This is a genomic window from Hymenobacter negativus (genome assembly GCF_016056375.1).
Taxonomy (GTDB): domain Bacteria; phylum Bacteroidota; class Bacteroidia; order Cytophagales; family Hymenobacteraceae; genus Hymenobacter; species Hymenobacter negativus_A.
In genome coordinates this window covers 276,810-302,855 of record NZ_JAEDAE010000005.1, presented here as the reverse complement: position 1 = coordinate 302,855, position 26,046 = coordinate 276,810, and the positions used below count along the sequence as shown (strand labels likewise).

Annotated in this window: 30 protein-coding genes; 12 read left to right on the top strand and 18 right to left on the bottom strand. The window is 64.8% G+C overall.

The genetic code is table 11. The features are described from left to right. The first annotated feature begins 44 nt into the window (after positions 1-44). Both I7X13_RS13585 and I7X13_RS13580 read left to right on the top strand, forming a co-directional pair. The gene (locus I7X13_RS13585; protein WP_198075909.1) at positions 45-530 is read left to right on the top strand and encodes a hypothetical protein; all 486 of its coding nucleotides are present in this window, start codon (positions 45-47) and stop codon (positions 528-530) included. After that, the gene (locus I7X13_RS13580; protein ID WP_198075908.1) at positions 527-1,348 is read left to right on the top strand and encodes an alpha/beta fold hydrolase; all 822 of its coding nucleotides are present in this window, start codon (positions 527-529) and stop codon (positions 1,346-1,348) included. Before I7X13_RS13585 ends, I7X13_RS13580 begins: the two co-directional genes overlap by 4 nt. A 3-nt stretch (positions 1,349-1,351) precedes the next feature. On the opposite strand, the gene I7X13_RS13575 is transcribed toward I7X13_RS13580, so the two are convergent. From I7X13_RS13575 to I7X13_RS13560, 4 genes are all read right to left on the bottom strand, one after another. Next, positions 1,352-2,092, bottom strand: a complete 741-nt coding sequence (locus I7X13_RS13575; RefSeq protein ID WP_198075907.1) for an EcsC family protein — start codon at positions 2,090-2,092, stop codon at positions 1,352-1,354. Positions 2,093-2,150: 58 nt separating this feature from the next. Beyond that, the gene (locus I7X13_RS13570; protein ID WP_198066556.1) at positions 2,151-2,573 is read right to left on the bottom strand and encodes a hypothetical protein; all 423 of its coding nucleotides are present in this window, start codon (positions 2,571-2,573) and stop codon (positions 2,151-2,153) included. A gap of 33 nt (positions 2,574-2,606) precedes the next feature. Continuing rightward, positions 2,607-3,368 carry a glycosyltransferase family 2 protein gene (locus I7X13_RS13565; RefSeq protein WP_198075906.1) on the bottom strand — a complete coding sequence of 254 codons (762 nt, stop codon included), beginning with the start codon at positions 3,366-3,368 and terminating at the stop codon, positions 2,607-2,609. 65 nt (positions 3,369-3,433) lie between these two features. After that, a complete protein-coding gene (locus tag I7X13_RS13560; RefSeq protein WP_198075905.1) occupies positions 3,434-5,017 on the bottom strand; it encodes a MutS-related protein in 1,584 nt (527 codons plus the stop codon). A gap of 127 nt (positions 5,018-5,144) precedes the next feature. Between I7X13_RS13560 and yiaA the strand changes: the two genes are divergently transcribed. Together yiaA and I7X13_RS13550 are read left to right on the top strand one after the other, a co-directional pair. Beyond that, positions 5,145-5,549 carry an inner membrane protein YiaA gene (gene yiaA / locus I7X13_RS13555; RefSeq protein ID WP_198066553.1) on the top strand — a complete coding sequence of 135 codons (405 nt, stop codon included), beginning with the start codon at positions 5,145-5,147 and terminating at the stop codon, positions 5,547-5,549. An 18-nt stretch (positions 5,550-5,567) separates the two neighbouring features. Beyond that, positions 5,568-6,257, top strand: a complete 690-nt coding sequence (locus I7X13_RS13550) for a TIGR02117 family protein (protein ID WP_198075904.1) — start codon at positions 5,568-5,570, stop codon at positions 6,255-6,257. A 163-nt stretch (positions 6,258-6,420) separates the two neighbouring features. On the opposite strand, the gene I7X13_RS13545 is transcribed toward I7X13_RS13550, so the two are convergent. After that, positions 6,421-6,669 (bottom strand): hypothetical protein, encoded by a 249-nt coding sequence (locus tag I7X13_RS13545; RefSeq protein ID WP_198066551.1) that lies wholly within the window; start codon positions 6,667-6,669, stop codon positions 6,421-6,423. A 292-nt stretch (positions 6,670-6,961) separates the two neighbouring features. On the opposite strand from I7X13_RS13545, the gene I7X13_RS13540 reads away from it, so the two are divergent. Both I7X13_RS13540 and I7X13_RS13535 read left to right on the top strand, forming a co-directional pair. After that, positions 6,962-7,363 carry a LexA family protein gene (locus I7X13_RS13540; protein ID WP_233454784.1) on the top strand — a complete coding sequence of 134 codons (402 nt, stop codon included), beginning with the start codon at positions 6,962-6,964 and terminating at the stop codon, positions 7,361-7,363. 111 nt (positions 7,364-7,474) lie between these two features. After that, positions 7,475-8,809, top strand: a complete 1,335-nt coding sequence (locus I7X13_RS13535; protein WP_198075903.1) for a Y-family DNA polymerase — start codon at positions 7,475-7,477, stop codon at positions 8,807-8,809. Positions 8,810-8,861: 52 nt separating this feature from the next. On the opposite strand, the gene I7X13_RS13530 is transcribed toward I7X13_RS13535, so the two are convergent. From I7X13_RS13530 to I7X13_RS13520, 3 genes are all read right to left on the bottom strand, one after another. After that, a complete protein-coding gene (locus tag I7X13_RS13530) occupies positions 8,862-11,702 on the bottom strand; it encodes a S8 family peptidase (RefSeq protein WP_198075902.1) in 2,841 nt (946 codons plus the stop codon). 145 nt (positions 11,703-11,847) lie between these two features. Further along, the gene (locus I7X13_RS13525) at positions 11,848-12,105 is read right to left on the bottom strand and encodes a hypothetical protein (RefSeq protein WP_198066547.1); all 258 of its coding nucleotides are present in this window, start codon (positions 12,103-12,105) and stop codon (positions 11,848-11,850) included. Between the two features lie 89 nt (positions 12,106-12,194). After that, positions 12,195-12,503: a hypothetical protein gene (locus tag I7X13_RS13520; RefSeq protein ID WP_198075901.1), complete on the bottom strand. Its 309-nt coding sequence runs from the start codon at positions 12,501-12,503 to the stop codon at positions 12,195-12,197. Positions 12,504-12,710: 207 nt separating this feature from the next. On the opposite strand from I7X13_RS13520, the gene I7X13_RS13515 reads away from it, so the two are divergent. Then, positions 12,711-13,136, top strand: coding sequence for an energy transducer TonB (locus I7X13_RS13515; protein WP_198066545.1), 426 nt, complete (start codon positions 12,711-12,713; stop codon positions 13,134-13,136). Positions 13,137-13,243: 107 nt separating this feature from the next. Here the strand turns inward: I7X13_RS13515 and I7X13_RS13510 are convergent, their stop codons facing one another. Together I7X13_RS13510 and I7X13_RS13505 are read right to left on the bottom strand one after the other, a co-directional pair. Beyond that, positions 13,244-13,798, bottom strand: coding sequence for a hypothetical protein (locus I7X13_RS13510; protein ID WP_198075900.1), 555 nt, complete (start codon positions 13,796-13,798; stop codon positions 13,244-13,246). 69 nt (positions 13,799-13,867) lie between these two features. Continuing rightward, the gene (locus I7X13_RS13505) at positions 13,868-14,683 is read right to left on the bottom strand and encodes a universal stress protein (RefSeq protein WP_198075899.1); all 816 of its coding nucleotides are present in this window, start codon (positions 14,681-14,683) and stop codon (positions 13,868-13,870) included. A gap of 219 nt (positions 14,684-14,902) precedes the next feature. On the opposite strand from I7X13_RS13505, the gene I7X13_RS13500 reads away from it, so the two are divergent. The 5 genes from I7X13_RS13500 (at position 14,903) to I7X13_RS13480 (ending at position 19,774) form a co-directional block, all read left to right on the top strand. Further along, complete coding sequence (locus tag I7X13_RS13500; RefSeq protein ID WP_198066542.1) at positions 14,903-16,375, top strand: L,D-transpeptidase scaffold domain-containing protein; 1,473 nt, start codon at positions 14,903-14,905, stop codon at positions 16,373-16,375. A 345-nt stretch (positions 16,376-16,720) separates the two neighbouring features. Further along, on the top strand, positions 16,721-17,542 hold the full coding sequence (locus tag I7X13_RS13495) for a universal stress protein (protein ID WP_198066541.1): 822 nt from the start codon (positions 16,721-16,723) through the stop codon (positions 17,540-17,542). Between the two features lie 54 nt (positions 17,543-17,596). After that, the gene (locus tag I7X13_RS13490) at positions 17,597-18,460 is read left to right on the top strand and encodes a universal stress protein (RefSeq protein ID WP_198075898.1); all 864 of its coding nucleotides are present in this window, start codon (positions 17,597-17,599) and stop codon (positions 18,458-18,460) included. Between the two features lie 54 nt (positions 18,461-18,514). Next, complete coding sequence (locus I7X13_RS13485) at positions 18,515-19,354, top strand: universal stress protein (RefSeq protein ID WP_198075897.1); 840 nt, start codon at positions 18,515-18,517, stop codon at positions 19,352-19,354. A gap of 255 nt (positions 19,355-19,609) precedes the next feature. Further along, positions 19,610-19,774: a hypothetical protein gene (locus tag I7X13_RS13480; RefSeq protein WP_198066538.1), complete on the top strand. Its 165-nt coding sequence runs from the start codon at positions 19,610-19,612 to the stop codon at positions 19,772-19,774. Here the strand turns inward: I7X13_RS13480 and hemF are convergent. From hemF to I7X13_RS13440, 8 genes are all read right to left on the bottom strand, one after another. Then, positions 19,771-20,733: an oxygen-dependent coproporphyrinogen oxidase gene (gene hemF, locus I7X13_RS13475; RefSeq protein WP_233454783.1), complete on the bottom strand. Its 963-nt coding sequence runs from the start codon at positions 20,731-20,733 to the stop codon at positions 19,771-19,773. The genes I7X13_RS13480 and hemF overlap by 4 nt on opposite strands. 48 nt (positions 20,734-20,781) lie before the next feature. Beyond that, on the bottom strand, positions 20,782-21,714 hold the full coding sequence (locus tag I7X13_RS13470; RefSeq protein WP_198075896.1) for a universal stress protein: 933 nt from the start codon (positions 21,712-21,714) through the stop codon (positions 20,782-20,784). Between the two features lie 93 nt (positions 21,715-21,807). Beyond that, a complete protein-coding gene (locus I7X13_RS13465) occupies positions 21,808-22,533 on the bottom strand; it encodes a sulfite exporter TauE/SafE family protein (RefSeq protein ID WP_198075895.1) in 726 nt (241 codons plus the stop codon). Positions 22,534-22,537: 4 nt separating this feature from the next. Next, on the bottom strand, positions 22,538-22,996 hold the full coding sequence (locus I7X13_RS13460; RefSeq protein WP_198075894.1) for a FixH family protein: 459 nt from the start codon (positions 22,994-22,996) through the stop codon (positions 22,538-22,540). A gap of 23 nt (positions 22,997-23,019) precedes the next feature. Continuing rightward, the gene (gene ccoG, locus I7X13_RS13455) at positions 23,020-24,429 is read right to left on the bottom strand and encodes a cytochrome c oxidase accessory protein CcoG (RefSeq protein WP_198075893.1); all 1,410 of its coding nucleotides are present in this window, start codon (positions 24,427-24,429) and stop codon (positions 23,020-23,022) included. Between the two features lie 147 nt (positions 24,430-24,576). Then, positions 24,577-25,449 (bottom strand): cbb3-type cytochrome c oxidase N-terminal domain-containing protein, encoded by an 873-nt coding sequence (locus I7X13_RS13450; RefSeq protein WP_198075892.1) that lies wholly within the window; start codon positions 25,447-25,449, stop codon positions 24,577-24,579. Next, positions 25,446-25,790 (bottom strand): hypothetical protein, encoded by a 345-nt coding sequence (locus tag I7X13_RS13445; protein ID WP_198075891.1) that lies wholly within the window; start codon positions 25,788-25,790, stop codon positions 25,446-25,448. The genes I7X13_RS13450 and I7X13_RS13445 overlap by 4 nt, the downstream gene beginning before the upstream one ends. Further along, positions 25,784-25,987, bottom strand: coding sequence for a hypothetical protein (locus tag I7X13_RS13440; RefSeq protein ID WP_198066531.1), 204 nt, complete (start codon positions 25,985-25,987; stop codon positions 25,784-25,786). The genes I7X13_RS13445 and I7X13_RS13440 overlap by 7 nt, the downstream gene beginning before the upstream one ends. Positions 25,988-26,046 lie beyond the last annotated feature (59 nt).

Genomic DNA, 26,046 nt, shown 5'->3' with positions numbered 1-26,046 from the left:
AACCGGGGCGGCCGTTGTTGTTTTTCCACCTCATAAGTTTGAGCATGAACCGCAACCACGTCGAAGAGATAATAAGGCGTCTGGCAGTCGTAATCAGCATAGCCATTTTCGCAATGTCGCTATCGCATTACGCTTACTGCACTTTAGCAGACAAAAACGGCGAATGCACAAGAGCCATGAGCTTGCTGTTGGTAGGGGGGCTAGGCATTTTTATGGGCGAGTTGGCCTCAATTCTGTGGGTTGCAAACTTGACTTTGCTGGCAACCTGGGTACTGGTTTTCATATCCCCTAGATTCACACCCATCAGCAGTATGGCCACCTTGCTGCTGATGCTGTTATTTCTGGTCTTTGACAAAGTACTAGTCAACGAAGCAGGTGGTAAATCAACCATTGTGAGTCATGGAACTGGATATTGGCTGTGGGTGCTGAGCGCAGCAGTTATGGTGGCTGGCATTTTCTTCGCACGTCTCTTTTCGCGGCCGAAACCAGTAGCTCAGACACCGTTTGATGACTCTTTATTCCAGCAATGAAAACACTGCTATTTGTGCTGAGCCTGCTCCTCAGCCACTTCCTAGCCGCCCAGCCCACAGTCCCCTACGGCAACAACCCCGCCGCCGGGCACTACCAATTGGTGCGCGGCGTGAAGCTGTACTACGAAACCTACGGCCAGGGTCCGCCGCTGCTCCTGATTCACGGCAACGGCGACAACATCTCGGCCTTTGCCAAAAACATTCTCTATTTCGCCCAACGCTACCGCGTCATTGCCGTGGACAGCCGGGCGCACGGCAAATCCGTGGACCCCGGCGACTCGCTGAGCTTCGAGATGATGGCCGACGACTTTGCCAGCCTGCTCACCAGTCTGCGCATTGACTCGGCCTACGTGCTGGGCTGGAGCGACGGCGGCATCAACGCGCTGGTGCTGGCCCTGCGCCACCCCGAAAAGGTGAAGCGGCTGGTAGCTACCGGAGCCAACCTCTGGCCCGATTCGACGGCCCTGATGCCCAGCCTGTGGCAGCAGCAGCAGCGCGGCTACCAGGAAAACCGCAACACCAAATTCACCGACCCGAAGCGCCGGAACGACTGGAAGGTGTTTTGTCTGGACGTGTTTCAACCCAATATTCCGCTGGCGGCGCTGCGGCGCGTGCGGGTGCCGGCATTCATTATTGCTGGCGACCGCGACGTGATTCGGCCCGAGCACACGGTGGCCATTTACCAAAACCTGCCCCGCGCCTGGTTATGGATAATTCCGAACAGCGGCCACGCTACCTTACAGGAACACGCGGACGAGTTCAATCAAAAGACGGATGCATTTTTTCGGACGAAAGCCGTGCCCGCACCAGCGCGGTAGTAGCTAGGGCTTTTCCAGCTGCCGGGCTGCGAAATGCCGCATCCGATAGCAGTTCATGGCCGTTTCGCCGAGCTGGTCGATGAGCTTGTAGTTGGCCACGGCGCCCACGGCCGCACCCACGAAGGGCAGGAGCTGGGCCATTTTGGCGAGGTCAATGTAGTCGCGGTATTCCTGTTGGAAGGTGCGCCAGTCGAAATCCTCCGGGTTCAGGGGCAAAGTGAGGCGGTAGGCGTCCCAGTCGGCGAGGCGGCGGTAGGTAGCGTTGCGGGTGTGCTGGCTGCTGAAGGCCAACTGGAATACGTAGAGCAGGTAAAGGCGCTCGGTGTAGTCGTGCACGTTGTAGCCGTAGGCGGCGGCCACATCGAACAGCAGCTTGAGCTTGAGGCCGAGCAGCAGCGGGAAATCGGCCAGGCCGAGCAGGAAGCCGCCCGCGCCGGTCATGGCCCCTTCGGCGGTGGCCATGGTGCGGTAGTTGCGAATCTGGCCGCGCACGGCCGTTTCGCGCTGCGCAAAAGAGGCATCGGTCAGCACCTTGCCGGTGGTGTGCTGCGAACCGAAAAGCACGCCGCGCACCATCTGCCGGATGGCGGCCGTGATGGCCTGGTGCACCTTTTCGGGCAGGAAGGCATTGAGGCGCACCTGCACGCGCCGGGCAAAGTTATTGAGAAACGATGGTGCCCGCTGCATTTTCAGCTGCCAGGCGCGAAGCTCGATGCGGGTTTGTTGTTTGTCGTCGGGAGTCATGCAGAACAAAGAAGGTCGGTGGCGTGAGCTGGATGGTTCGCGCTACCGCGCTGTTGCATTACAGCGTAGCCACCTGGCTGGCGCGGGTTTCGCGGGGCTTTGTCACCAGGTAGTAATACAGCAGAATGCCCAGCCCGATGAGAAACGGCACCAGCGCCAGGTGCTTGCCCGTGACGTGCGGGGCCACCTGCACGGTATCGAACCCAAAAAACTCGCTGGTCATCCAGTAGGAATTGGCCGTAATCCAGAACACGATGGCCAGGTTGTGGGCCAGCTCCGAGGCGTAGGCGCGGGTGCGCCAGGCAATGACGAGGGCAATGCCTAGCGTGGGCAGCACCATCAGCAGGCCCAGCGGCCGCCACACCATGCACCAGGCAATGTCCTTCAGCAGCCAGAACAGGATGTGCGTGTTTTCCATCTTCCGGTAGGCGGCCGGAATGGCGTACACTTCTTCTAAGGCCTGGGGTGCGGGGGCAGACATGGGGCGGGCAAAAGCCCAAAAATAAGCGTCCGGCTACTTCCCTGGTTCGGTTATACCCAGCGCTTTCAGTTCCTTCGCATATTTCTGATAAATCACCCGCAAATCGGCGTTATGCGTCTCGGCATCCACCCCAATGCTCACGTTGCGGGCATGGAAGCGGTGCAGGTGGCTGATGTGCGGGCACAGCACCGGCAGCTGCCCGGCCAGCAGAAAGCGCACATAGAGGTCGAGGTCCTCGGCCATCTTTAACTCGCCGTCGTAACCGCCTACTTCGTCCACGAAAGCCCGGTTGTAGCACACGTTGCCCTGGATGAAGTGTTCGGCCCGGAAAATGGCGTGGAGCATGGCCGTGGGCGACTCAAACTGCCAGGCGTAATAATCCTCGTTGGGCAGGTAGCGGCCCGTTTCGTCCACGCGCAGGAAATCGGCCACGAACCACGGCCGGCCGGGGTGGACCTGAATCTGGGCCGCGTAGTTGTGCAGGGTGCGCTGGAGCAGGATGTCATCGTCGTCAAGGGGCACAATCCAGGCATCGGGCGCCGTTTCTGCAATGAGGCGGTTGCGGCCTTCGCCGGCCAGCAGGCAGCCGGGTGCGTGCCAGTGGCGCAGCGGCGGGCCGGGCTGGGCAGCGGCCTCGCGCAGGTAGGCGGCCGTGCCATCGCGCGAGCCGCTGTCGTAAATCAGGTGTTCAAAGGAAAAATCGAGGGGGGCGCTGATGCTGGCGCGCACGCTGGCCACGGCCTCGGGCAGCAGCTCGCGGCGCTGGTGAGTAGGGGTGATAACGGCAAAGTTCATAGCCTGCTTGTTCGGGCAGAGGGGCTAAAAAGTTGCCGTTTCAACCGTTGCAGGGCGTAACTCGCTCAGCCGGCCGCGTCCAGCGTGCGGCTCAGGGCCAGGGCTTGCTGCACAATATCGGCCGGGTAGCCCGCCCGGGCCAGCAGCCGGATGGCGTTGCGGGTGGTGAGCGGGCCGGGCTTGAGCCGGTAGTCGAAGTACCAGTCGGTTTCGGTCACGGTCTCGGAGAAATGGTACTCGGTGAAAGCCGGGGCCAGGAGCGCGCCCAGCTCGCCGTCGTGCGTGGAGGCCACCACTAGGCTGCGCGCTTGCAGGTGCGCCAGTACCGCCTGCGTGGCCGCGATGCGCTCCACCGTATTGGTGCCCTTGAACAGCTCGTCGAGAATAAACAGGTAGCCGCCCGCCTCGGCTTGCCGAATGAAACCGAGCACCGCCTCGGCCTCGGCGAAGTAGTAGCTCTTGCCCTCGGGCAGGTTATCGGCCAGGTTGATGCTGGACACCACCCGCCGGAACGGAGCCGCGTAGGCCGCCGCCGGGCAGGTGGCAATGGTCTGGGCCAGCAGCGTATTAAGCCCGATGGTACGCATGAACGTGGTTTTGCCCGACATATTCGAGCCCGTGAGCAGCACACTGGCCTCGGTCACGGTCAGGTCGTTGGGCACGCAGCCGGGCACCAGCGGGTTGTAGGAGGCTGTGAGGCGCAGGCCGGTTTCTTCAGTGGTAAAATCCGGGGCGCAGTGCGAAAATCTGGCCCGAAACCCCGCCACTGCCACCGCGCAATCGGCATAGCCCACGGCCTCAAACACGGCCCGGATGGCGTCGGCGTGCTGCTCCACGTCGCGCCGGCAACGGTGGTACACGATGAAGTCGAGCAGCAGCACAATCTTGATGTATTCCAGTATCAGCCACGGCAGGGCGGCCAGGTCAGATTGCAGCTGGCCCTCGAACTGCAAAAAAGCCACCTTATTCACGAGGGAGCCCAGCCGGCCTAGCGGCGCGGCCAGCCCGCTTAGCGCCGCCAGCGGCAGGCCCAGGCGGCTCAGGTCGCGCCCGGCGCGGTAGAGGCTGCCCAGCTGCAGCATGGGCCGCACGCCGGCCACCACCCGCGCCCGGCTCCAGATGTGCAGTATTGTGTGCAGCAGCAGATGCCCCGCCGTGAGCAGCCACAGCACCGGCATCCAGAAGCCGCCCACCACCGTGGCCAGCAGCAGCAAAACCAGCGCCGGAGCCGCCGCTGCCCAGGGCAGCTCGGGCAGCGGCTCACCGGCCAGCAGGTCGGCTAGGTAGTAGGCGGCAGTGGAGTTGAGGCAGCTAAGGGCCAGCTGCACCTGGCCACGCTCAGCGGGCTGGGCGGCGAAGAACCCGGCCGCTTCGTCGAACTCCCGTAGGGCCTGAGCATCATCCAGCGGGCTGTGCAGGCGGTGGTAGAGGCACTGCTGGCCCACGCGGCTCACAGTGCCGTCCAGCAGCGTGAACAGCTCGTCGCCGTTCAGGTCAGTCCAGGTCTGCTGGTCGAGGCGATGGTAGGCAGGCTCCGCTTGCACGGCCGCGTGGTAGCGGGCAATAAGCGGGAAGTTACGAAAGCGGGCCGTGGGCTGCCGCCATTCGGCGTCGAGGGCGGCCAGCCGCTCGGAGGTTGAGGTCCACATGGAAAGGGGAGGGAGAAGCCGCTGCATCTGGCGGCAGCCGGGCAAAAGTACAGACTGCCGCCGGCCCGGAGCTTCCCCAATTTCTGCCGTACTTGGCGGCGCTAAACCCCACCATTTCCACGCACCCATGAACCCCCAACCGCAACCATCCAACGCCTTCATCGCCGCTTCCTGGGTGGCCCTGCTGGCCGGCCTGGCCGCCTTCATCATCGGCCTCTGGAACGCCGCCATGCCGCTAAATGAGAAAGGCTACTATTTCACGGTGCTCATGTACGGCCTGTTTTCGGCCATTTCCCTGCAAAAAAGCGTGCGCGACCGCCTCGAAGGCATCCCCGTGACCAATATTTATTACGGCCTGAGCTGGTTTTCTACCGTACTGTGCATTCTGCTGCTCACCGTTGGGCTTTGGAATGCCACGCTCACCCTGAGCGAGAAGGGCTTCTACGCCATGTCGTTTCTGCTGAGCATGTTCGCGGCCATCGCCGTGCAGAAAAACACCCGCGACAGCCAGCGTCCGGGCGTCGCTCAATAAATCTGCTTTCCCTGATTCATGCCGCTTACGCTTCGTAAAACCTTAAAATTCACCGGCTATACCATTGGCGGCATCCTCGGCGTGGCGGCGCTCTACATCGGTTCCGCCCTGGTGCTGTCCGCCATTCCGGTAGCCAAAACCGACCCCAACGCCCCGGCCGATGTCACCGTTTTTCTGCACACCAACGGTGTGCATACCGACATTGTGCTGCCCATCAAAACCGAGCAGATTGACTGGAGCCAGTCGCTGCCCATCGCCAACATTCCCTCGCAGGACAGCACCATGCGCTACATCGCCTTTGGCTGGGGCGACAAGGGATTTTACCTCGACACGCCCACCTGGGCCGACCTCAAGTTCAGCACCGCCTTCGTGGCCGCGTTCTGGCTGGGCTCCTCGGCCATGCACACCACCTACTTCCATAGCCTCGCGCCCGGCCCCGAAACCATCCCGCTCCATCTCAGCCACGCCGAGTACGCCCGCCTGATTGCCTACATTCAGCGCAGCTTTGCCCTCGATGCCGCAGGCCGCGCCCAGCACATCAAAGGTCACAGCTACGGCCAGGACGACGCTTTTTACGAAGCCCACCGCGTCTACAGCTTCCTCTACACCTGCAACACCTGGACCAACAACGCCCTGAAAGCCAGCGGCCAGCGTGCCTGCCTCTGGACGCCTTCGGATAAAGGGATTTTCCACATCTACGGCCGGTAGCCGGGGTGTTGGAATAGACATAATGAACGTCATGCAGAGCGCAGCGAAGCATGACGTTCTTTTATCCGTGATTACCCACCCCCCTAAAACAAACCGACCCCGCCGGCGATGAAACCAGCGGGGTCTTAAGGGATGAAACCATCGGGCGAACGGCCGGCGCGGCCTAGTTCAACCATACGTCCGCCACTTGTTCGAAGCGGTGGGCGGCAAAAGCCCCGTAGGGACGCTCGGCATAGAAACCAAGAACGTGCACCTGCGGATGACCGGTGCGCACGTGCGGCAATACCCGCACGGCGTACACGCGGCCGGCCTCGGGCCAGTCGCCAACGTAGTCGGCCGGACGTTGCGCGTCGTTCACGCAACGGGCAAATTGCTGCACGGGCAGCGGCGTAGGGAGCTTGACGTTTGACATACCCAAAGATACAATTATTACGGTAAACTAAAAAAATTGGAAAGAATTTTATTTAGGCTTTTTTAGGGATTAGTTTAGGAATTTAGTGTTTGTAACATGATTATACCATGAATGTTTTAAAGCGGTTGATAAAATTTTGTTGTGTAATGAGCAGGGTGAGGTGAAACAATTGGCTAATTTATTTAGTAATTAGGGGCGCGGTACGGTGCTGCTTGATATCCTGAATATTGTTATGATTACATGTATTGGCGATTTTATCGCTGCTTCTCATTTTAGCACTCGGGAGCTGCCAATGTTTAGTTGCCCGGTGCCGGCTGGCTTCCCTTCGCCCGCCGACGACCAACTCGACGCGCCGTTCGACCTCACGCAACTCCTGTTCCGAAATCCGGCCTCTACTTTCCTGGCCCGCGTCAGCGGCGACTCCATGACCGGGGCCGGCATCCAGCCCGGCGACCTTGTGGCCGTGGACCGCGCCCTGCGCCCGGGCCACGGCAGCATCGTGGTGGCCGTGGTGGAGGGCGAGCACACCCTCAAGCGCTTGCAGTTGCGCGCCGGCCAGCCCTGGCTGGTGGCCGAAAACCCCCGCTACCCGCCCCTGCCCGTGAGCCGCGACATGGGCCTGGTGGTGTGGGGAGTGGTCACGCACGTTATTCATTCGCTGAGTGGTAATGGCACCGGGGCCGGCCGGCGCTAGCCAGCCCCCTCCGCAGCCAGGGTACCCTACAAACGTAGGTTTCCTATTCCCATACATAGGTAGAAACCGATAGATGGCGGGATTTTCCCGCCGAACTAAACTTCCAGGTCTATGTACGCCCTCGTCGACTGCAATAATTTCTATGTTTCCTGCGAGCGGGTGTTTGCGCCGCAGCTGGAGGGCCGGCCCGTGGTAGTGCTTTCCAATAACGACGGCTGCCTGATTTCGCGCTCCGACGAAGCCAAGGCGCTGGGCCTGAAAATGGGCGAGCCCTACCACCTCGTGCGCCCGCTGCTGGAGCAGCACCAAGTGCGCGTGTTTTCCTCCAATTATGCCTTGTATGGCGACATGAGCCGGCGCGTGGTGCAGGTGCTGGGCACCTTCGCGGCGGGCGTGGAGGTTTACTCGATTGACGAAGCCTTCCTGGATTTCCGGGGTATGAACCTGCTTGCGCCGGACTTAATGAAATACGGCCGAGAGCTGCGCGAAACCGTGATAAAGCACACCGGCATTCCGGTCTGCGTGGGCATCGGGCCCACCAAAACCCTGGCCAAGCTGGCCAACCGCCTGGCCCGCCGCCAGCGCACTACGGGCGTGCTGGTGCTGGCCACTCCCGCCGAGTGCGAGGCCGCCCTGGCCCAAACCGCCGTTGCCGACGTGTGGGGCATTGGCCGGCGCTATGCGCGCAAGCTGCTGGAAATGAATATCGATACGGGCGCGGCCTTAGCGGCTCTGCCCGAGCCCTGGCTGCGCCGGCACCTGGGCGGCGTGGTGGGGCAGCGGCTGTGGCGCGAGCTGCACGGCCAGCCCTGCCTCGACTGGAACCCGGCCGAATGGGACGATGATGGCACCCAGCTAAGCCCCGGCCCGGCCAGCCGCCACAGCGTCACCTGCACCCGTTCCTTCGGCCGGCCGCAGCACGAGGCCGCCGTGCTGGCCGAGGCCGTGGCCACTTTTGCTGCCAAAGCCGCCGTGAAGCTGCGCCGACACGGCCTGGCCGCGCATCTGGTGACGGTAATACTGGGCACCGACCGCTACGTGCCCACGGCCGGCCCGGCCACCCGCACCGCCGTGGTCAATTTACCCGATGCCACTAGCGACACTGCGGTGCTCACACAGGCAGCCCTGCGCGGACTGCGCCAGCTGGCCCGGCCCGGCGTGGCCTACCACCGGGCGGGCATCCTGCTCAGCGGTTTGGAGCCGATGGGGCAGGTGCAGCTGGGCCTGTTTAGCGCCCCGGCGGCCGACCAGCAGCGCCGCCAACAACTGATGACAACCTTGGATGCGCTGAACAACCGCTACGGCCGGCCGCTGGTGCAGCTGGCGGCAGCCGTTGGGGTTAAATCATCGGCGGGCCAGCCGCTAGCACCGGCCTGGGTGGGGCGCTCCGCCCATCGGTCGCCCCGCTACACCACCGGCTGGAACGAGCTTTGGACGGTGCATTAACCGGTGGATAAATGACCTGGGTGATGACATTGCTGACGCGAGTGGCTGCCTGCTAGCGCAACACCACATTCTGGGTGAGGATGCCGCCGGTGCCCTGTGCCCGCAACACGTACAGCCCCGGCGCCAGCCCTGCCAGGTCGAGGGCAGCAGCCGTGCCGCTAGCCGCCTGTTGGCGCACTACTTGCCCTAGCGCGTTGCAGAGTAGCAGCTCGCGCAAGCCCAATCCGGCCGTTAGCTCAACCCGCAGCAAGCCGGTAGCAGGGTTGGGATAAACACTAAAGCCTGCTGGCAAAGCGGCCGGGCGTGTGGGCAGCACCGCTCCGTACACCGTCGCCGCTGCATCGGCCGAGGCCTGGAGCTGCGCCAGCGTGGGTGCGGCCAGCACAGCGAAAGCTACCGTGGTGGAGTCGCCGGGGGCCAGCCGGGCCAGGCGCGTGCCCACCACCTGCGACACATCGGCCCCGTCGGGCAGGCCGGCGGTGCGCTGGGCGCGGGCGGTGCCGCTGCTCAGGGCCAGGAATTTTTCGGCCACTGAAAAACCGTCGGCCAGGCGGATGGGAGAGCCGGCGGGAGCACCTCCATCGATGGAATACACGGCCGGCGTGCCGCCGCGCAGCAGCCGGATGCCCGCGTAGGCTACCGGGGGCGTGGTGCCGGCCGGTCCGCCCAGCGCGTAGCAGTAGCCCAAGGCGCGGGCCGTGTCGTAGGCGGCGGCGTTGCGGGCCGCGCCATCGGGGTTGGGCAGGTCCCAATCTGTAAAAATGCCGGCGTAGAGCGGTTTGAGGGTATCGGCGGTTAGGTTTTTGAGTGAATATTCCAGCACCACAAAATCGCGGCGGCCAGGCATGGCCCAGGCGTAGGCCCGCTGGCGCACGGCCACGCCCACGCTGCGCACGCGGCTGCCCGCTACCGGAATGGTGTCCTGAAAAGCCACGCGGGCTTCCTGGTCGGCGCGGGGGCCGGGCTGCTGGCGGGTGGCTTGCCGCAGACTGAAAAATGACTGCCGCGACTGCCCGCCGCTGGTGCGCAGCCGGTCCGACACGCGGGTGGGCGAAGTGGCCAGCAGCAGGCCTCCTTCGCTCAGAATGTTGCCGCTGGTGCGGTAGCTCAGGCCCATGCCCACAGTACCGGCCAGGTTGTCGAAGGCCAGATTGCCGCGGCTGGTGAGGCTGAGAACCAGGTCATTGGCATCAAGCACCACGTAGTCGGGGTTCAGCAGCAGGTCCACGAACTGGTCGTATTGGAAGCCGCCCGTGTCGGTGATGCGGTAGCGCAGCGTGGCGGTGGTGTTGAGCGGAATGCCGCTGGCGGCCACGGCCAGCCGGAAGGGTGCGGTGAAGTTGGTGGCGCGGGCCAGCGTGGCCATGTTGCCCATCGCAAAGCTGCCTTGCCGCACCGTGACGTAGGGCGAGAGCGAGGTGAGCGTGACCGTGAGCCCGGCCACCGGCTGCAACAGGTTCTGCACGTCCACGGCCAGGCGCAGGGTGTCGCCGGGGGCGTAGGCGGGCCGGGCGGGCAGGAACGTGCTGGCGATGACGCGCGCCTCCTTGGGGCTGGCGGTGAGGGCGCGCAGCACGTTGAGGCGGCCTGTGCCGAGGCGGCCGGCCCAGGCCGCGTTGGCGGGCAGGCCGTCGATGTTGTCGGTGGTTTGGCGCAGGCGGGCCATCACCTGGGCCGCCGTGAGCTGCGGAAAGCGCCACCGCACCAGCGCCGCCGCTGCCGCCGCCAGCGGCGCGGCAAACGAGGTGCCCCCCACGGCCACGTAGTCGGCATCAGCCACGCCACCCGCCGATACCGTGTGGTAACCCTGCGTAGTGAGGATACTCAGGCCCGGGGCCACCATGTCGACGCGGTGGTTGAAGGTGGCGGCGGGGCTTTTCTGGTCGGTGCTACTCACGCCTGATACCGACAGCACATGGTCGTAAGAAGCGGGATAGAACAGGATATCGGCGCTGGTGTTGCCGGCGGCGGCCACCACCACGGCGTCGCGGTTCACGGCGGCGTAGGTGATGGCGTCCTGCTCGAAGCGCGAGTAGCCACCCGGCGCGCCCCAGCTCATGTTGATAACTTGGCAGCCGTGGTCGGCGGCGTACACGATGGCCTCGTAGCCGGCAAAGCTGCCCGTGGGCGTGTTGGGGTAAATATTCAGGGGCAAAAACCGACACCGGTTGCCCAGGCCGGCAATGCCGAGGCCATTATCAGTGCGGGCAGCGGCCACGCCGGCCACCAAGGAGCCGTGGATGATGTTGATGTCGTAGCCGCAGTCGTTGTCGTTGTTGGCCAGGTCCCAGCCGGTGAAATTGTCCACGTAGCCGTCGCCGTCGTCGTCGCGGCCGTTCACGGGGTCGGCGTAGTTGTGCTTGATTTGCTGGCGCAAATCCTCGTGGGTGAGGCGCACGCCGCCGTCGGTGATGCCGATGACGATGCTGCTGTCGCCGCGCGTCACGTCCCAGGCGCGGTAGGCTCGGATTTGCTTGAGGTAGAACTGGCTGGCCGTGAGACTGGTGAGGGTGGAGTCGGCCCGGGGGTCGTTGGGCTGGTATAGTGGCTGGCGGATGTAGAGCGGCTCCACGTACTCCACGGCGCCAGTGCCCAGCAGCACGGTTCGGGCGCGGTCGAGCGGCACGGTGGCAGGCAGCTCAACCTGATAGATGCCGCGCAAATCCACGCTGCCCGGCCGCTCGGCGCTGGGGGCTTGGGTGTGCGGAAATTTCGGCTGCAGGCCGTGGGCGCTCAGGGCGTTAAGCGCGGCCTCCAGGACGGCCGGAGTCTGCCCGGGCCGTAGTTTGAGCACCACGCGGCCGGGGATGGTGGGCGGCGCAGGCAAAGCCATTGCCGACTGCCCCAGTCCAATTATTAGCAAGAATAACAGGGCGCGTAACGTGTTTTTCATCAGGCAGAAGCGTCGCGGTGATATTGTAATTAAAGATAAGTGCTTACGGACTTACTCCGCGGTTCGGATTATCGGCGGGAGGCGAAAAAGCAAAGCCGCCGCTTCGGCAGAAGCGACGGCTTTGGCTGGTCATGGCAACGCGACCCTAGCGCGGGTTGTAATATTTATAAGGCTTGGGTGCTTTGGCAGTTTTGAAGGATTCCAACTTATGGGGTTTTAAGTCGATAACCGGGAGGTTTGGGCCATTTTCGCGACGGAAATGGGCTTTGTTGTTTTTGCCCTTGCTTGATTCTGAAGTGTGGGAAAATGCGCGCTTTTTCAGCTTGGGGCGCGACTGCGCGGTGGCCGGAAGGGTCAGGCTCAGGCCGAAGGCCAGAAGGAGCAAGGAGAAAATCTTATTCATAACGGTAAAAAAGACGATGGACTGAAGGGAGGAAATCCGTTTGGGAAGTGCTTTTGAAGAGGATTAAGCCATTAGTCAACAGCAACCAGCTACAATAAGGCCTGTACGTCGTGGCCCAGGTTTTCGATGTCTTGCCGCAGCTGCTGCCAGGGGCCGGGCTCGGAGCCGGAGGCAGGAGTGCCGGCCTGCGCGAGCTGCGCTGCCAGGCGGGCGCGCTTGGCTTCGAGGGCGGTGGCGTGGGCCTCGTAGGTGTTGGCCGAGCCGGCGGCCGTGGCGTGGGCGCGGTTGTGCAGGGTCTTGATTTTGGCATCCAACTCATCGAGAGCCAGGCGCAGGTTGGCGGCCGAAAGCTGCGGGTCGCGCGGAGCGGACGCGTCGGAAGTAGGGAAGGGAACCATAAGCGGCGGAGTAAAGGGCGGGCTAGCAGGGTATTGTACTGCTTTCGGACCCGAAAGGATGCCGCCCGAACCAATAGTACGCCCACTGCCAATGTTACCAACATTACCACAACAAAAGGATAATTCTCAGGCCTCTGAGCCGGCAAGGGGGGCGCGTAGCTTTGCGCTATATAATTTTAGCTGGACCACCTTATGCTTTGCCGTTTCATGCTGATTGCTGGATTGAGTGCGGCGGCCAGTGGTTTGGCCCGGGCCCAGACGGCTTCGGCAGACGTGCCGGCCCAAACTGACGGCGGGACCGCCGCCCCGGCGGCTCCTACGGTTTATTTCACTGCCGAAGAAATGCCGGCCTTCCCCGGCGGCGATGCGGCGCTGGCTAAATTCCTTGTCAGCAAGATAAAATACCCCGCCGCTGCTCTCGACCGCAGCCTGTCGGGCAAAGTCCACGTCACCTTCACCGTGGACCCGGCCGGCCACCTGCACGACCCGCGCGTGGTGCGCGGCCTGGGCAGCGGCCTCGACGAAGAAGCCCTGCGCCTCGTGCGCCTCATGCCCTGGTGGACGCCCGGCAAAGTCCACGGCCAGCCCGTATGGGTGAGCGTGACTATGCCCATCGTGTTTCGGGCGTTGTAGGGTTGGGGGTTTTGGGTGTTGGGTGTTCGGTAATTGGACTTGCAATTGAGTTCTGATTGACATCACCCAACACCCAACACCCAACACCCAACACCCAACACCGAACCCTAGCCGCCAAAAGCCCGCGGCAGGCCCAGCTCCCGGGCCAGCGGGGCCGCGCCCGACTCCCACAGCGCGGCCAGCACGGCGTTGGCGGTTTCAGCAAGTTCCAGGTGGAAGTCTTCGTGCAGGCGCATGGTTTGGCGGAGGGCCTCCTGGGTGCGCTTGGCCAGGTGCTGCAGCAGGGGCTGGGTGGGGCCGTGCAGCCGGGCCGTGCTGGCGGCTTGGTGCCGAAACACATTGGCCAGCAAGCGCCAGCTGAGCTCGGCTTCGCCAAAGGCATCATCGGTGATTTTGGCGTGGTAGGCCAGCCGCGCCTGCAGCTGCCGTAGGATAACCAGCAGGTCGTTAGGTGTTTGGTGGAAGCCCCGCACCGGGTCGTCGACCTGAGCACGCAGGACCGCGCGGCGGGTTTCCAGCGCTTCAGGGCCTTCGAGCAGGCGGAAGGCCAACTGTTCGGTCAGCACCGCATCCTGGGCCACGAGGCGGGCCAGAAGCTGGTCTTTTTCTTTTTGCGGCAGCTGAAGCAGGGCTTTGCGGAGGTCGGGCGAGAGGGCGGGCATGGGAAGGCGCTACACGGGCGGGGTTCAGCCGCAAACTACGCGCCCCATGCCCGGAAGGTGCCGCGGTGCCTACTGCGCCGGCAGCACCAGCACGGGCAATGCGCTGTCCAGCAGCAGCTGGGCCGTCACGCTGCGGTGAAACAGCTTGCCCAGGAAGCTGCGCTCGCGGGCCACCACCACCAGCAAATCGAAGTCGTGCGGCTGGGCCACCTGCAGAATGCCCCGGACGGGGTTGGCATTGGTGACGGTGCGGGCGTGCGCCGGGGCCAGGTCGAGCAGAAGGCCGGTTTGCCGCACCGATTCCAGGGCGGCGGGGTCCAGCTCGTGGCGGCCGGCCGATACGTTCAGCACGGTCACCTCGGCCTTCAGCTTCGTGAAGATTTCCTGCATGGTGCCGGCGTGCGCGCCCAAGCTAAAGGGCTCCCCGTCCACGGCCATCAGCACGCGCCGGGGAGTGGCGCTGCTGGTCATCATCAGGTGGGGCACTACCAGCATGGGGTAGGGGGAGTGGCGCAGCAGTTCCAGCGAGGTGGTTTGCACCAGTTCATCGGGCAGGTCGGAGTGGTCGGGGCGGCCCAGCACTATCAGGGCGGGGTGGTGCCGGGCCACGGCATCGGCCACGGCCACTTCCACGCGGCCGTAGCCCACTTCGGCCACCACGGGCACAGGCAGGCCGCGCGCCACGCTGCTGAGGGCCAGCGCCACGGCTTCCTTGCTTAAGTTCGAGAAATTGCCCGTGAGGGCTTCCGGGTCGAGCGCAGAATCGCGGCGCACGTGCAGCAGCACCAGGCGCGCGTGCAGCGGCCGGGCCAGGTTGGTGGCGTAGTCCAGCGCTTGGTTGGCCGCCTGGAAAAAATCGGTGAGGATGAGCAGGGAGGCCGTCATAAGCGGAGAAGGCTGGGGAAAGTGAGCAGGACAAATAACCGGCCTGCGTTATGCCGGTCAGCTATAATAAGTCGGTAAAAACGCCTGATTTTTATCATGTTCCGCAGGGCGAGGTTGGCCTTATACTTCATCTCCGGCCCCGGCCTGAAAGCCCAGCGCTTATTTGTTTAAGAAATATATATTAATTACTATTATAAAGAATTATGCCTGCTGTTTCCGATGGCTGCCCTTCGCTCCCTGCCGGTTTGTCTGTGCCTGGCCCTGACGGCCCCAAGTGGCGGCTTTGTGCCAAGTTGGGAGGTGCTACCGCCAGCTCCAGCCGTTACCAAACCCGCCAGCCCACCACCCACCGAGTCCGTGGCCCACTACATTCAGGCCCTGCTCGACACGACAGCCGCCGGCAGCCTGCGCGCCGCCGACGAGTCCCGGGGCCTGCAGGCCGGGGCTGCCGTGCGGGCATTCTTCGGGGCCGACTATGCGCCGGCCTGGGGCACCGTCCCCGATAGCCTCAACACCAGTGCGGCCCTGGCCCTGCTGGCCCGCGCCGCCGAGCACGGCCTGAGCGCCGACGACTACCGCCTCAACCAGCTGCGGGCCCTGCGCGACTCGGTGGGCCGCACCCGGCATCCGGCGCTCGCCCAGCAGGCCCGCCTCGAAGTGTACCTCAGCGACGCGGTGCTGGCCTTCCTGCGCGACTTGCGGCGCGGGCGGCTGCGGCCCTACACGGCATCGGCAGGGGAGAAGGCCGCCGGGCCGGCCGGGCAGCCGGCTCCGGTGCTGCGTGCCGCGCTGGCCGGCCACAACGTGCCCGCCGCCCTGCAGGCCAGCCAGCCCGCCAACCGCGAGTACCGCCAGCTGCAGCAGGCACTGGCGCAGTGGCTGGCCGCCCCGGTGCCGCCCGACTCGGCGGCCCGGCGCCGGGCGCAGTACGAGCAGGTGGCCCTGAACCTGGAACGCTGGCGCTGGGACGACATCCCGCCGGAGGCCGAATACATTCTCATCAATCTGCCCGCTTACGAACTGGAGGTCATTGCCCGCGACTCGGTGCAGCGGCGCCACCGCGTGGTGGTGGGCAAGCCCGAAACCCCCACGCCCACGCTCAGCAGCCGCCTTAGCCACTTCACGCTGGCCCCCGACTGGCACGTGCCGCAGTCCATTGCCATCAAGGAAATCCTGCCCCGCCTCAAGAAGGACCCCGGCTACCTGTACCGCAACAACTACCGCCTCACCGATGCCCAGGGCCGGGGCCGCAACCCCTGGCACATCAACTGGGCCAATGTCACGGAGGAGAACTTCAATTACACCGTCCGGCAGTCGGCCTGCTGCGATAATGCATTGGGCAACATCGTATTTCGCTTTGCCAATCCGTACTCTGTGTACCTGCACGACACGCCGGCGCGGGCGCTGTTCAAGTCGGCCGGCCGGGCCCTCAGCCACGGCTGCATCCGGCTGCAGAACCCCATGCTACTGGCCGCCTACCTGTTGCGCCGCGAAGGCCGCCCCGTGCAGCTGCCCACCGAAGATGAGTGCGCCGAGATGCCGCGCCCGCGCGATGTGCGCCTGAACCGCCCGCTGCCCCTGTACGTGCGCTACGCCACCTGCACCGCCGAAAACGGCCGGCTCCGCTTCATGGCCGATGTGTACCACCGCGACGAATCGCTGCGCCAGGCCCTTTTCGGCCTGCGGCCCTAGCCCGGGTTTCGCTACTGTCTGGTTTATGATAAAAATCATGCTGTAAGGCGATTAACATCACGGCGGCGAGGGTGCGACTTCTTGATATTTGAATGGCCACCCGCTCAATCCCAACTCGTTTTCTCCGCCTCAAGAGTGCTGCCTATGCAACCGCTACTTCTCCTGTGTTCGGTGCTGCTGGCCGGGGTGCTAACCCTGCTGGGCTGGCGCCTGGAAGCCAACGCCCGCCGTTCGGCTTAGCGCCGCCAAGCCGCCGGTTTCGGCCTGCCGGCTCGTTTCCGGCGGCGGCTTTCGCTAGCCGGGCGCTGCCTGTTTTCTCTTACTTCGCTTGCTTTTTTTCTGGCCATGAAACATTCGCCTGCCCTCGTCGTCCTCACCGATTTTTTTGCGGTTTCCAACCGCACGCTCTCCTACGCGGCCGGGCTGGCGGTGCCGCTGCACGCCCACCTGGTGCTGCTGCACGTGCGCCGCGACGGCCTGCTGGCCCCGGCCGAATACAGCCACCACACCACCAGCACCGAGCGGCAAACGGCCAGGCAGTTGCAGCACCTGGCCGCCGGCCAGGACGTGCCCACCGAAGTAGACATCTCGGAGGATTTTCTGCCCGAAGCGGTGGAAGACGTGGTGCGCCGCCACCATCCGCTGCTGCTGGTGCTGGGCCGTCCCGGCTCGGCCACCATGCCGGCCGAAATTGTGACCAACACGGCCATGGACCTGCTGCGGCACGCGCCCTTTCCGCTGCTGGTAGTACCCACCGTGAGCTGGGACGTGCGCCCGCCCCGCCGGCTGCTGCTGGCCGTGGATGGCCAGCCCTTCAAGCTGCCCGAAACCCATCAGCTGCTAAGCCGCCTGCTCCGGGCCAACCAAGGCACGCTCGACGTGGTGCACGTGGCCACCGAAGCCGCGCCGGACGATGCGCCGGACGTGCTGGCCGGCATCTATCCGCGCGGCATGCTGCAGGAGGTAGAAGCCCACCGAGTGCACCACATGCAGCAGCCCACCGTGGTGGGGGGCGTGCTGCAGCAGGCCGCCGACATGGAAGCCGATATGCTGGTGGTGGTGGCCCGGCGGCACAGCCTGCTGGGCGGCTTGTTCCACCGCAGCGTCACGGCGCAGCTCATTCAGGAAAGCCCCGTCCCAGTGCTGGTGCTGCCCGCCGAGGAGTAGCCCGGGCAGGGGCGTGCGCAGTGTTTAAACGTCATTTCTTTTCGGTTCACGGTCATGAATCCTTCTGTTCTGGTACTCGCCAATCTGTCGGATTCGGCAGCGCAGGCCACGCGGTGGGCGGCCGTGCTGGGGGCGCCGCTCCGGGCCCAGCTCGAGCTGCTGCATCTCTACCAGGGCCCGGAGTCGGACCCCGAGCCGGCAACCCTGGCCAGTATCTACGCTCAAGAAAGCCAGGCCGAAACTGCTGAGGCCCTGGAAGCCCTGGGCCAACAGCTGGCCACGCCTACCGGCGTCACCATCACCCACGAGCCCCTGGCCGAAGCCGTGGCGGCCGCCGTGCACCAGCATCACCCGCTGCTGCTGGCCCTGGGCCTGAGCGAGGAGCACACCCTGCTCGACCACCTGCTGCGCAACCGCGCCCTGCCCGCGCTGCGCGCCACCCACCGCCCCTTGCTGCTGGTGCCCGAAGACGCGCCCGAGCCCCGCCTGCCGCGCCGCGTAGTCATCGCCGTCGATGCCGAGCCCTTCCGGCTTAGTGCCGCTGCCCGGGCCCTGGCCCCGCTCATGGCGGCCTGGCATGCCTCCTACACCGTGGTGCACGTCACGTCCGCCCCCGAGCCGCTGGCCCTGTCCAGCCGCATGGCCCTGGCCGATGTGCGGGCCAGCCACCTGCTGCCGCCCGCCACGTCGCTGGTGCTGCAGGAGTCGCACCATCCTAGTCCGGCCACCGGCATTGTGGAGGCGCTCTACGGCCCGCGCATCGACCTGTTGGTGCTCATCGCCCGCACGCGCAGCTTTTTGGGTCGGCTGTTCCACCGCAGCGTCACGGCCCAGGTGCTGCGCCACACGCCCGTGCCCGTGCTGCTGCTGCCCGCCGAAGCCTCCGAACTGCCCGACTGGATGCCCAGCATGAGCTAAAATCCTGCGGGAGTATCGACTCCGCTGCCCTGCCGCCTTTTCTTCCTTTAAGCTATGCAACCCAACTTCGTTGTCCTCACCGATTTTTCGCTCGCGGCCGAGCGCGCCCGGGTGTACGCGGCGGCCCTGGCCACGCCCCTCAAGGCCGACCTGCACCTGATACACGTTTTCCTGCCGCAGCCCATCGTCAGCGAATACGGCACGGTATTGCCCGTGCTCGACGAGCAGTACGTGCCTGCTACCCGGCGCAGCCTGCAGCAGGTGGCCAATGCCCTGCCCGTGCACGCCACCGCCGAGCTGCTGGAAGCCGACTGGCCCAGCGCCATCGAGCAAGCCCTCAGCCAGCACCACCCGCTGCTGCTGGTGTCCGGCCTCACGGCCACCAGCGGCTACCTCGACGAGTGGCTGAGCAACCGCACCCTGCCCCTGGTGCGCCAAACCAACTTTCCGCTGCTGCTCGTGCCCGAGCACCTGCCCGATGCCGCCATGCACCCGCCCCGCCGCGTGGTGCTGGCCCTTGAGGCCGACCAGGCCTTCTGGCTGGAGCCCGCCGCCACGGCCGTAATTCCGGTGCTCCATGCCCTGGATTGCGAAATTCTGCCCGTGACGGTGCAGCCGCCGGGGGCTCCGGCCGGCACTGGGGCTGGCTTTGCGGCGGCGCAGGCGTGCGGGCTAGCGGCTGCCGCACCCGGCCGCGAGCTGCGCCCGGTGCGAAGTGAGCTGCCCGCGTCAGGGGTGTTGCAGGCGGTGCACGACCTGAACGCCGACCTGCTGGTGCTGCTGGACCAGGGCCACGGCTGGATGCACAAGCTGGTCAGCGGCAGCGTGATTGACCATGTGCTGCGCTACACCAAGGTGCCGGTGCTGCTGCTCTCGGCCCACCCGCGCGACTGAGCGCCGGACGGTGTGGCCGGCTGAACCACTACCGCCGCCCGGCTTCAACCAGTCATCGACTGGAAAAAGTGATAAAAATCAGCTTTTGGTGTGATGCTGGTTATGGAACATCACGGGTGGATGAGGCAGCTTTAGGGCTGTACTCACGCGGCTGATTGCGCACCCTGAGGCCCAGTCAGCTGACGGGCTGGGGCCGCGCAAAATCGGGCTGTTTTATCCATTAATGCAGGAGTTCAAAAGCTCCCTGCCAGGCGTATGCAAGTTTCAGCCGACCATTTGCAACTGGTTTTTGTGTCGTCCACGGTTTCGGCGGCTTGGGGCGTGGGGTGGGTGTCCACCGCGGTGCCAGCCCCGCAGCCAGGCCAAAAGCCCATCCCCCTCACGCCGGCTCCGGTGCGCTTGACGGTGGTGCCCGCCTAAGCCGCCACCCCGTCTGCGCCCACGGCCAGCCAGTCGATGCCCGGGCGCAGCCACTGCTGCGAGGCAGCCTCGGGCGAGGCGGCCTCGGGGGCGAGGTTGTAGTGCCAGTCGGCCTGTGGGGGCAGGCTCATGAGGATGGATTCGGTGCGGCCCCCGGTTTCGAGGCCGAACCGCGTGCCCCGGTCGATGGCCAGGTTGAACTCGGCGTAGCGGCCCCGGCGCACGCGCTGCCACTGCTGCTCGCGCTCGGTGTAGGGCAGGGCGGCGTTCTGGCGCATGATGGCGCTGTAGGTGCGGCCGTACAGCTCGCCCACGTCCTGCACGAAGGCAAACAATTCCTCAAACAGACCGTCGCGCCCCACCGTGAGGCGGTCGAAAAAGAGGCCGCCCACGCCCCGCGTTTCCTGGCGGTGGGGCAGGTAGAAGTAGTCATCGGCCCAGGCCTTGAAGCGCGGGTAATAGTCGGGATTATGGCGCTGACACACCTCCCACAGCTGCTCATGAAACCAGCGGGCCTGCAGCGCATCCACGTAAATCGGGGTCAAATCGAGCCCGCCGCCAAACCAGGCTTCGCCATTGCCGGCCTCAAAGTAGCGCACGTTCATGTGCGAGATGGGCACGCGGGGGCTGCGCGGGTGTTGCACCACGCTCACACCGGTGGCAAAGTAGCGGCGGTCGGGCATGAGCAGCTGGCGGGCAGCGGCCTCGCTCATCTCGCCCCACACGGCCGAGAAGGCCACGCCGCCCTTTTCCAGAATGTTGCCGTGCTGCAGCACACGGGTACAGCCGCCGCCCCCGCCCGCGTGGGTCCAGTCTTCGGGCACGAAGCGGTGGCCGCTGCCGTCGGCGGCTTCAAGGCGGTGGCACAGCCAGTCCTGAAACTGCCGCATCCACTGCTCAACCATAGCGCGCGGCGCAGCAGCAGGGAGGGTTTGGGGTTGTAAAACGGAGGGTTCCATAAGTGAAATCAGCAAAAAACAAGAAGAGAAAACCGGCGGGGGCGGCGACTATACCCAGTTCACGCCGTGGTAGGCGGCGCGGCTACCGGCAGCGGCCGTGGCCCCGGCCGGGGCCGCCTGCCGGGCCAGGCGCTCGGCGCATTTGTCGCAGCACTGCACGGCGGGCTGGCGCTCGGCGGCGCGCAGCACCAGCACCGGAATCTGGGTGTGGTAGGCCCGCGTGGTGGTGTAGCAGGCATCGAAATAGCGCAGCAGCTGGGCCGGGCTGGCGGGCGCAATCACCAGCAGCTGGGCCTGAATATGGGCGCAGAACTCGCTGATGCCTTCCAGCGGGGCGTCGTCTTCGAGCAGGTGTAGGGCGCTGGGCGCCGTCCAGGCCAGCTGGGCGGCGGCTTTGGCCACGCCCTGGCGCAGGCTGCGCCGCTGCGGCCGCTGGGCCGGCGCGTAGAACTGCACCAAGTCGAGTGGGGCCATTGGGAAAGCGCTTTCCAGCGTGGCCAAGCGGGGCAGCACGGTGGGGTTGAGGGCGCCAAAATCGGCCAGGAACACCAGGCGCTGGGGCAGGGCGCGGCGGCCGGGCGGCACCACCAGCACGGGGCAGGCCACCAGTTCGGTGAGGGCGGCGGCGTGGTTGCCAGGGGCTTCCTGCCGGCCGCAGTCGATGTGCTCCAGGCCCATCACCACGAGGTCGGCGGCGCAGCGGGTAGCCTCGGCGCGGATGTGGTCGTGCAGGCAGCCGGCCAGCACCCGGTAGTGGTAGCGGATGCGGCGGCCGTCCTGCCGGGTGAGCTGCTGGTAGCGCAGGCGCTCCACCAGGCTCTGCAGGTGCTGCTCCCGGGCTTCGAGGCTGGTGACCACGTCCAGGGGCTGGCAGTAGAGCAGCACAATCTCGGCCGGCCAGCGCACGGCCAGCTTGTTGGCGTAGGCAAGGGTGGCTTCGGTGGCGGCGGTGTGGTCGAGGGGAACGAGAATGGTTTTCATGGAACAGCGGGAAGCGGTTTTGGCAGCGCAGAATGCCGGGTTAGGTGATTGAAAAGCTGCTTTGTGAGCAGTTGAATATGTTCTGTAAGTGCTTCAATGACAGTAATGAACGGTAGTCGGCTGAGGCCCGGCCGCCACGGCCGGGGCCGCTAGTTGCGGGCTCAGATAAGGAATGCCCAGCCCTAGCCCACGCACGATGAACAGCACCGCCAGCACCGAAGCCGCGTAGGGCACAGCCTGCCGCATGCGCCCGCGCCACACCAGCGGCACCAACTGCCCGCTCAGCGAGAGGCCCAGCATCAGCGGCAGCGTGCCCAGGCCAAACAGGGCCATGTAAGCCGCCGCGCCCGCCACGCCCGGCGCGCTCAGGGCCCCGGCCAGCGCCAAGTACACCAGCCCGCAGGGTAGCAGGCCATTGAGCAGCCCGGTGGCAAATAGCGCTGGCAGGGCCGACTGCTGAAACAACTGCCCCAGTGTGTTCTTCACCCAGCCCAATGGCCGGCCAAAACCCAGCAGGCCCGCCAGCCGCGCCGTGTGGCGCTCCGGCACCGCTACCAGCAACAAAATCAGCACGCCTGAGGCAATGGACAGCCCCTGCTGCACGCCCGCCAGCCGCAGCCCCTGGCCCAGCAGGCCCGCGCCCGCGCCCAGCGCGGCGTAGGTGGTGGCCCGGCCCAGGTTGTAGAGCAGGCGGCCGCTCACGTAACGGAACCGGCTGGTGCCGGCCGCCGGCCCGGGCAGCGCCAGCGCAATGGCGCCGCACATGCCCACGCAGTGAAAACTGCCCAGCAACCCGAATAAAAAGCCAGCCCAAAGCATGTTTTTAGCGAATAATTAGCTCTTTCTCGACGAAATAAGCCTGGTTGTCGGCCGTGAAATCGACCCGCACGCGCCAGTAGCCGGGCCGCATTTTGGCGGTGCTGAACTGCTGGTCCGGGCCGGTTTGCAGCGGCAGGGTGAAGTCCAGCTTCTGGTCGGAAGGGCGGAAAAAGTGGAGGCTGCCCCGCACCGCTTGGCCGGCCAGGGTGGCGGGCAGCTGCAGCGTGAGGCGCTGAGCGGCGGCATCGTGGTGCAGCTGCACGGGCGCGGGTAGGGCGGCGGTGCGCGCCACCGATTCCATCCGCTGCTGGTAGGCCAGCTCCTGCTTGTAGTAGTCGGGGCTCACGAGGTCGACGCTCGTGCGCATGGCCTGCTGCACCATAAAGCCGATATAGCCGGCAAAGAGCACGAACACGGCAATAACGGCGTAGGGCCAGATGGTGCGGGGTTTGGTGGGAGTCATGACGGGCTGCTTTATTCAAAAAATCACTGTACCGGCCCCAGAAACTTCGTGCTCGCCTCCGCCACCAGTGTGGCGCCGCTGAACAGGCCGATGCGGATTTTCTGGTTGGTGTGGTGCAACGCAGCGCGGGGCAGTTCGGCGAAAAACACGCCCTCGGCAATGCCCTGGGCGGGCAGCGAAAGCCGGGTGGTGCTGACCAGGGAAATGGTGCCCTGCGCCGGTTCCAGCAGGCGCAGCGTGAGGGGGTAGGGCTGGTTGGTTTTGTTGATGACCGAGATATTGTAGAGGTTGGTGATGGTGCCGTGGTCGGTTTTCTGGAACAGCTGGCCCGGCGTGCGCAGCACCGTAGCCGCCACGTTGGAGCGCGACACCAGCAGGCCGGTGAGCACAATCAGCAGGAAAGCCAGCACGCCGGAAAGCGCCTTTACGCGGCCGGTGAGGCGGAATTTGGTGCCCTCGGCAATGCCATTGACCGACGCGTGGCGGATGAGGCCCGGCGGCTTCTCAATCAGGGCCATGATGTTGTTGCAGGCGTCAATGCAGGCCGTGCAGTTGGTGCATTCGAGCTGGGTGGCGCCGTTGCGGATGTCGATACCCGTGGGGCACACCTGCACGCACTGGTGGCAGTCGATGCAGTCGCCGGCGGTGCGCAGCTGGTTTTTGCGCAGCTTTTCGCGGGGTTCGCCGCGTTGGTAGTCGTAGGCCACCACGAGGCTGTCCTTGTCAAGCAAAACGCCCTGCAAGCGGCCATACGGGCACACAATGGTGCACACCTGCTCCCGAAACCGCGCAAACACCGCGTAGAACAGTCCGGTGAAAACCGTGAGCGCCGCCAGCCCGCCCAGGTGGGCCGTGGGCGAATCGGTGATGATTTTAGCCAATTCCTCCGTGCCGATGATGTAGGCCAGAAAAGTGTTGGCAATTAAAAACGAGACGCCAAGAAACAGCGCGTGCTTGGTGGTTTTGCGCCAGAACTTGTCGAAGTCCAGCGCGCGGCGGTCGAGGGCTTTTTGTTGGGGCGCGTCGCCTTCCAGCCAGTACTCGATGCGGCGGAATACCATCTCCAGAAAGATGGTTTGGGGGCATACCCAGCCGCAAAACACCCTCCCGTACACCACCGTGAATACGATGATGAACACCAGAAACGTGAGCGTGGCCAGCAGCAGAATAAAAAAATCCTGGGGCCAGAAAATCTGCCCGAAGATGATGAAGCGCCGGGCTGGCAGGTTGAGCAGCAGCACCGGCAGCTCGTGGATGCGCAGCCACGGCCCGGCAAACAGCAACGCCAGAAAGCCGTAGCTCAGCGCCTTGCGGTAGCGGTAGAGGCGGCCGGCGGGCTTCTTGGGGTAGAGCCACACTCGCTCGCCCGCCGCACTTATCGTGGCAATGGAGTCGCGGTACGAGTCGTCGGGCTTGAATTGGGTGGCGGGCATTGTTTTGGCGTTCACCTCACCCCCCGGCCCCCTCTCCTTGGGGAGAGGAGGAGCCAGAGCGGCGAAGGTCTTTTTGGTGATTTCTTCTGTTTGTCGTTTGGCCCCCCGTCTCCCCAAGGAGAGGGGGCCGGGGGGTGGGGTATAGCGTTACAGCTTCGCTACCGGCTTGCCTGGTGCTTCCTTCTCCCCCTGTGGGGGCTTGGCGTTGGCGGGCTTGGTGCCTTGCAGGCTAAGCACGTAGGAGGCCACCTGCAGAATCTGTTTGCCCGAGAGCTTGCCTTTCCAGGCCACCATGCCCTTGCCGTTCACGCCGAACTTGATGGTTTTGTAGACGTGGTTTACCTCGCCGCCGTGCAGCCAGAATTCGTCGGTCAGGTTGGGGCCTACTTTGCCCTCGCCGCCGGCCCCGTGGCAGGGCGCGCAGTTGGTGGCAAAAATGGCCTTGCCGCTGCTCAGCTCGGCCGGTACCAGCAGGGGCTGGTAGGTGGTGAGCTGGTTGGGGTCGTCGGGGGTGGCGGCGATGAGCAGGGCGGCCTGCTGCATCTCGGCCGCGTATTCGGCCCCTTGCAATTGGCCGGTTTTGAGGACGTGGTAATACGTAACGTAGCCGATGGCGAAGACGATGGTGGCGTAGAAGCTGTACTTCCACCACGGCGGCAGGTCGTTGTCGAACTCGTGGATGCCGTCGTATTCGTGGTCCATTAGCTCGTCGCGCACGTCGCCCTGCACTAGGCGGGCATCGCCTACCAGCAGGCCTAGTACGCGGCCGCTCCAGGTGTCGTGCACCGTGGGCAGGGCGTAAAGCTGGCGCAGCTGCGGCCGCAGCCAGGCAATCACGGCCACGAAGAGCAGCAAAAACACCATCAGTACCAGCACCAGCGTGCTCAGCACAAACCAGAGCATGGTTCGTTGCGAATCGGGGCTTGACAGCGCGTTGGCTTCGGCCGCCTGGGCCAGGGCGGGGCGGGCAGTCAATAGCACCGCCCCAACCCCCAGTAGCAATTGGTGGGGGCGTATCATGCGTAAACCTCTTCCTGGGTGGCAGTTTTGACCGGCGCGGCCTCAACCAGCGCAGCTGCAACAGGCACGGCCTGGCTGGGCGCGATGGCGGGAGCGGCTTCAGGGGCGGCAGTGGCTTCCGGCTCGGCCTGCTGTGCTGCGTACCGGTACCTGGCGGCCGAAGTCACCGAACCGGCGGTCACGACGGCCATCAGCAGCACCACGCCGGCGGCCCACCACACCACCCAGCTCAGCACAGTAGTTGAGTTGGGAGCCTCGTTTGGGGTAGCGGATTGGGCGGCGGCCGCGAAGCTGGTGAGCAGGCCCAGGAAAGTCAGCGAGAGGGTGCGGGTGGTTAGCATAACACGTCGTGGTTTAGGGTTGATTGGATAGTTGCCTCGTCGTCGAGCAGGGGCAGCTCGCTCATGGTGCGCAGGTGCTGGCGGCTGCTCAGCAGCACATACACCAGCAGCCCCAGGAAGAAGAGCACGAAGATGCCCAGCGAGATAAGCGGGTAGATTTCTATCCCGGCAATGGATTGCAAAACGTTCTTGTCCATGGTTGTAGCGCGGACTTTTAGTCCGCGAATGTTGAGGTCGTGGAGAGGTCGCGGACTAA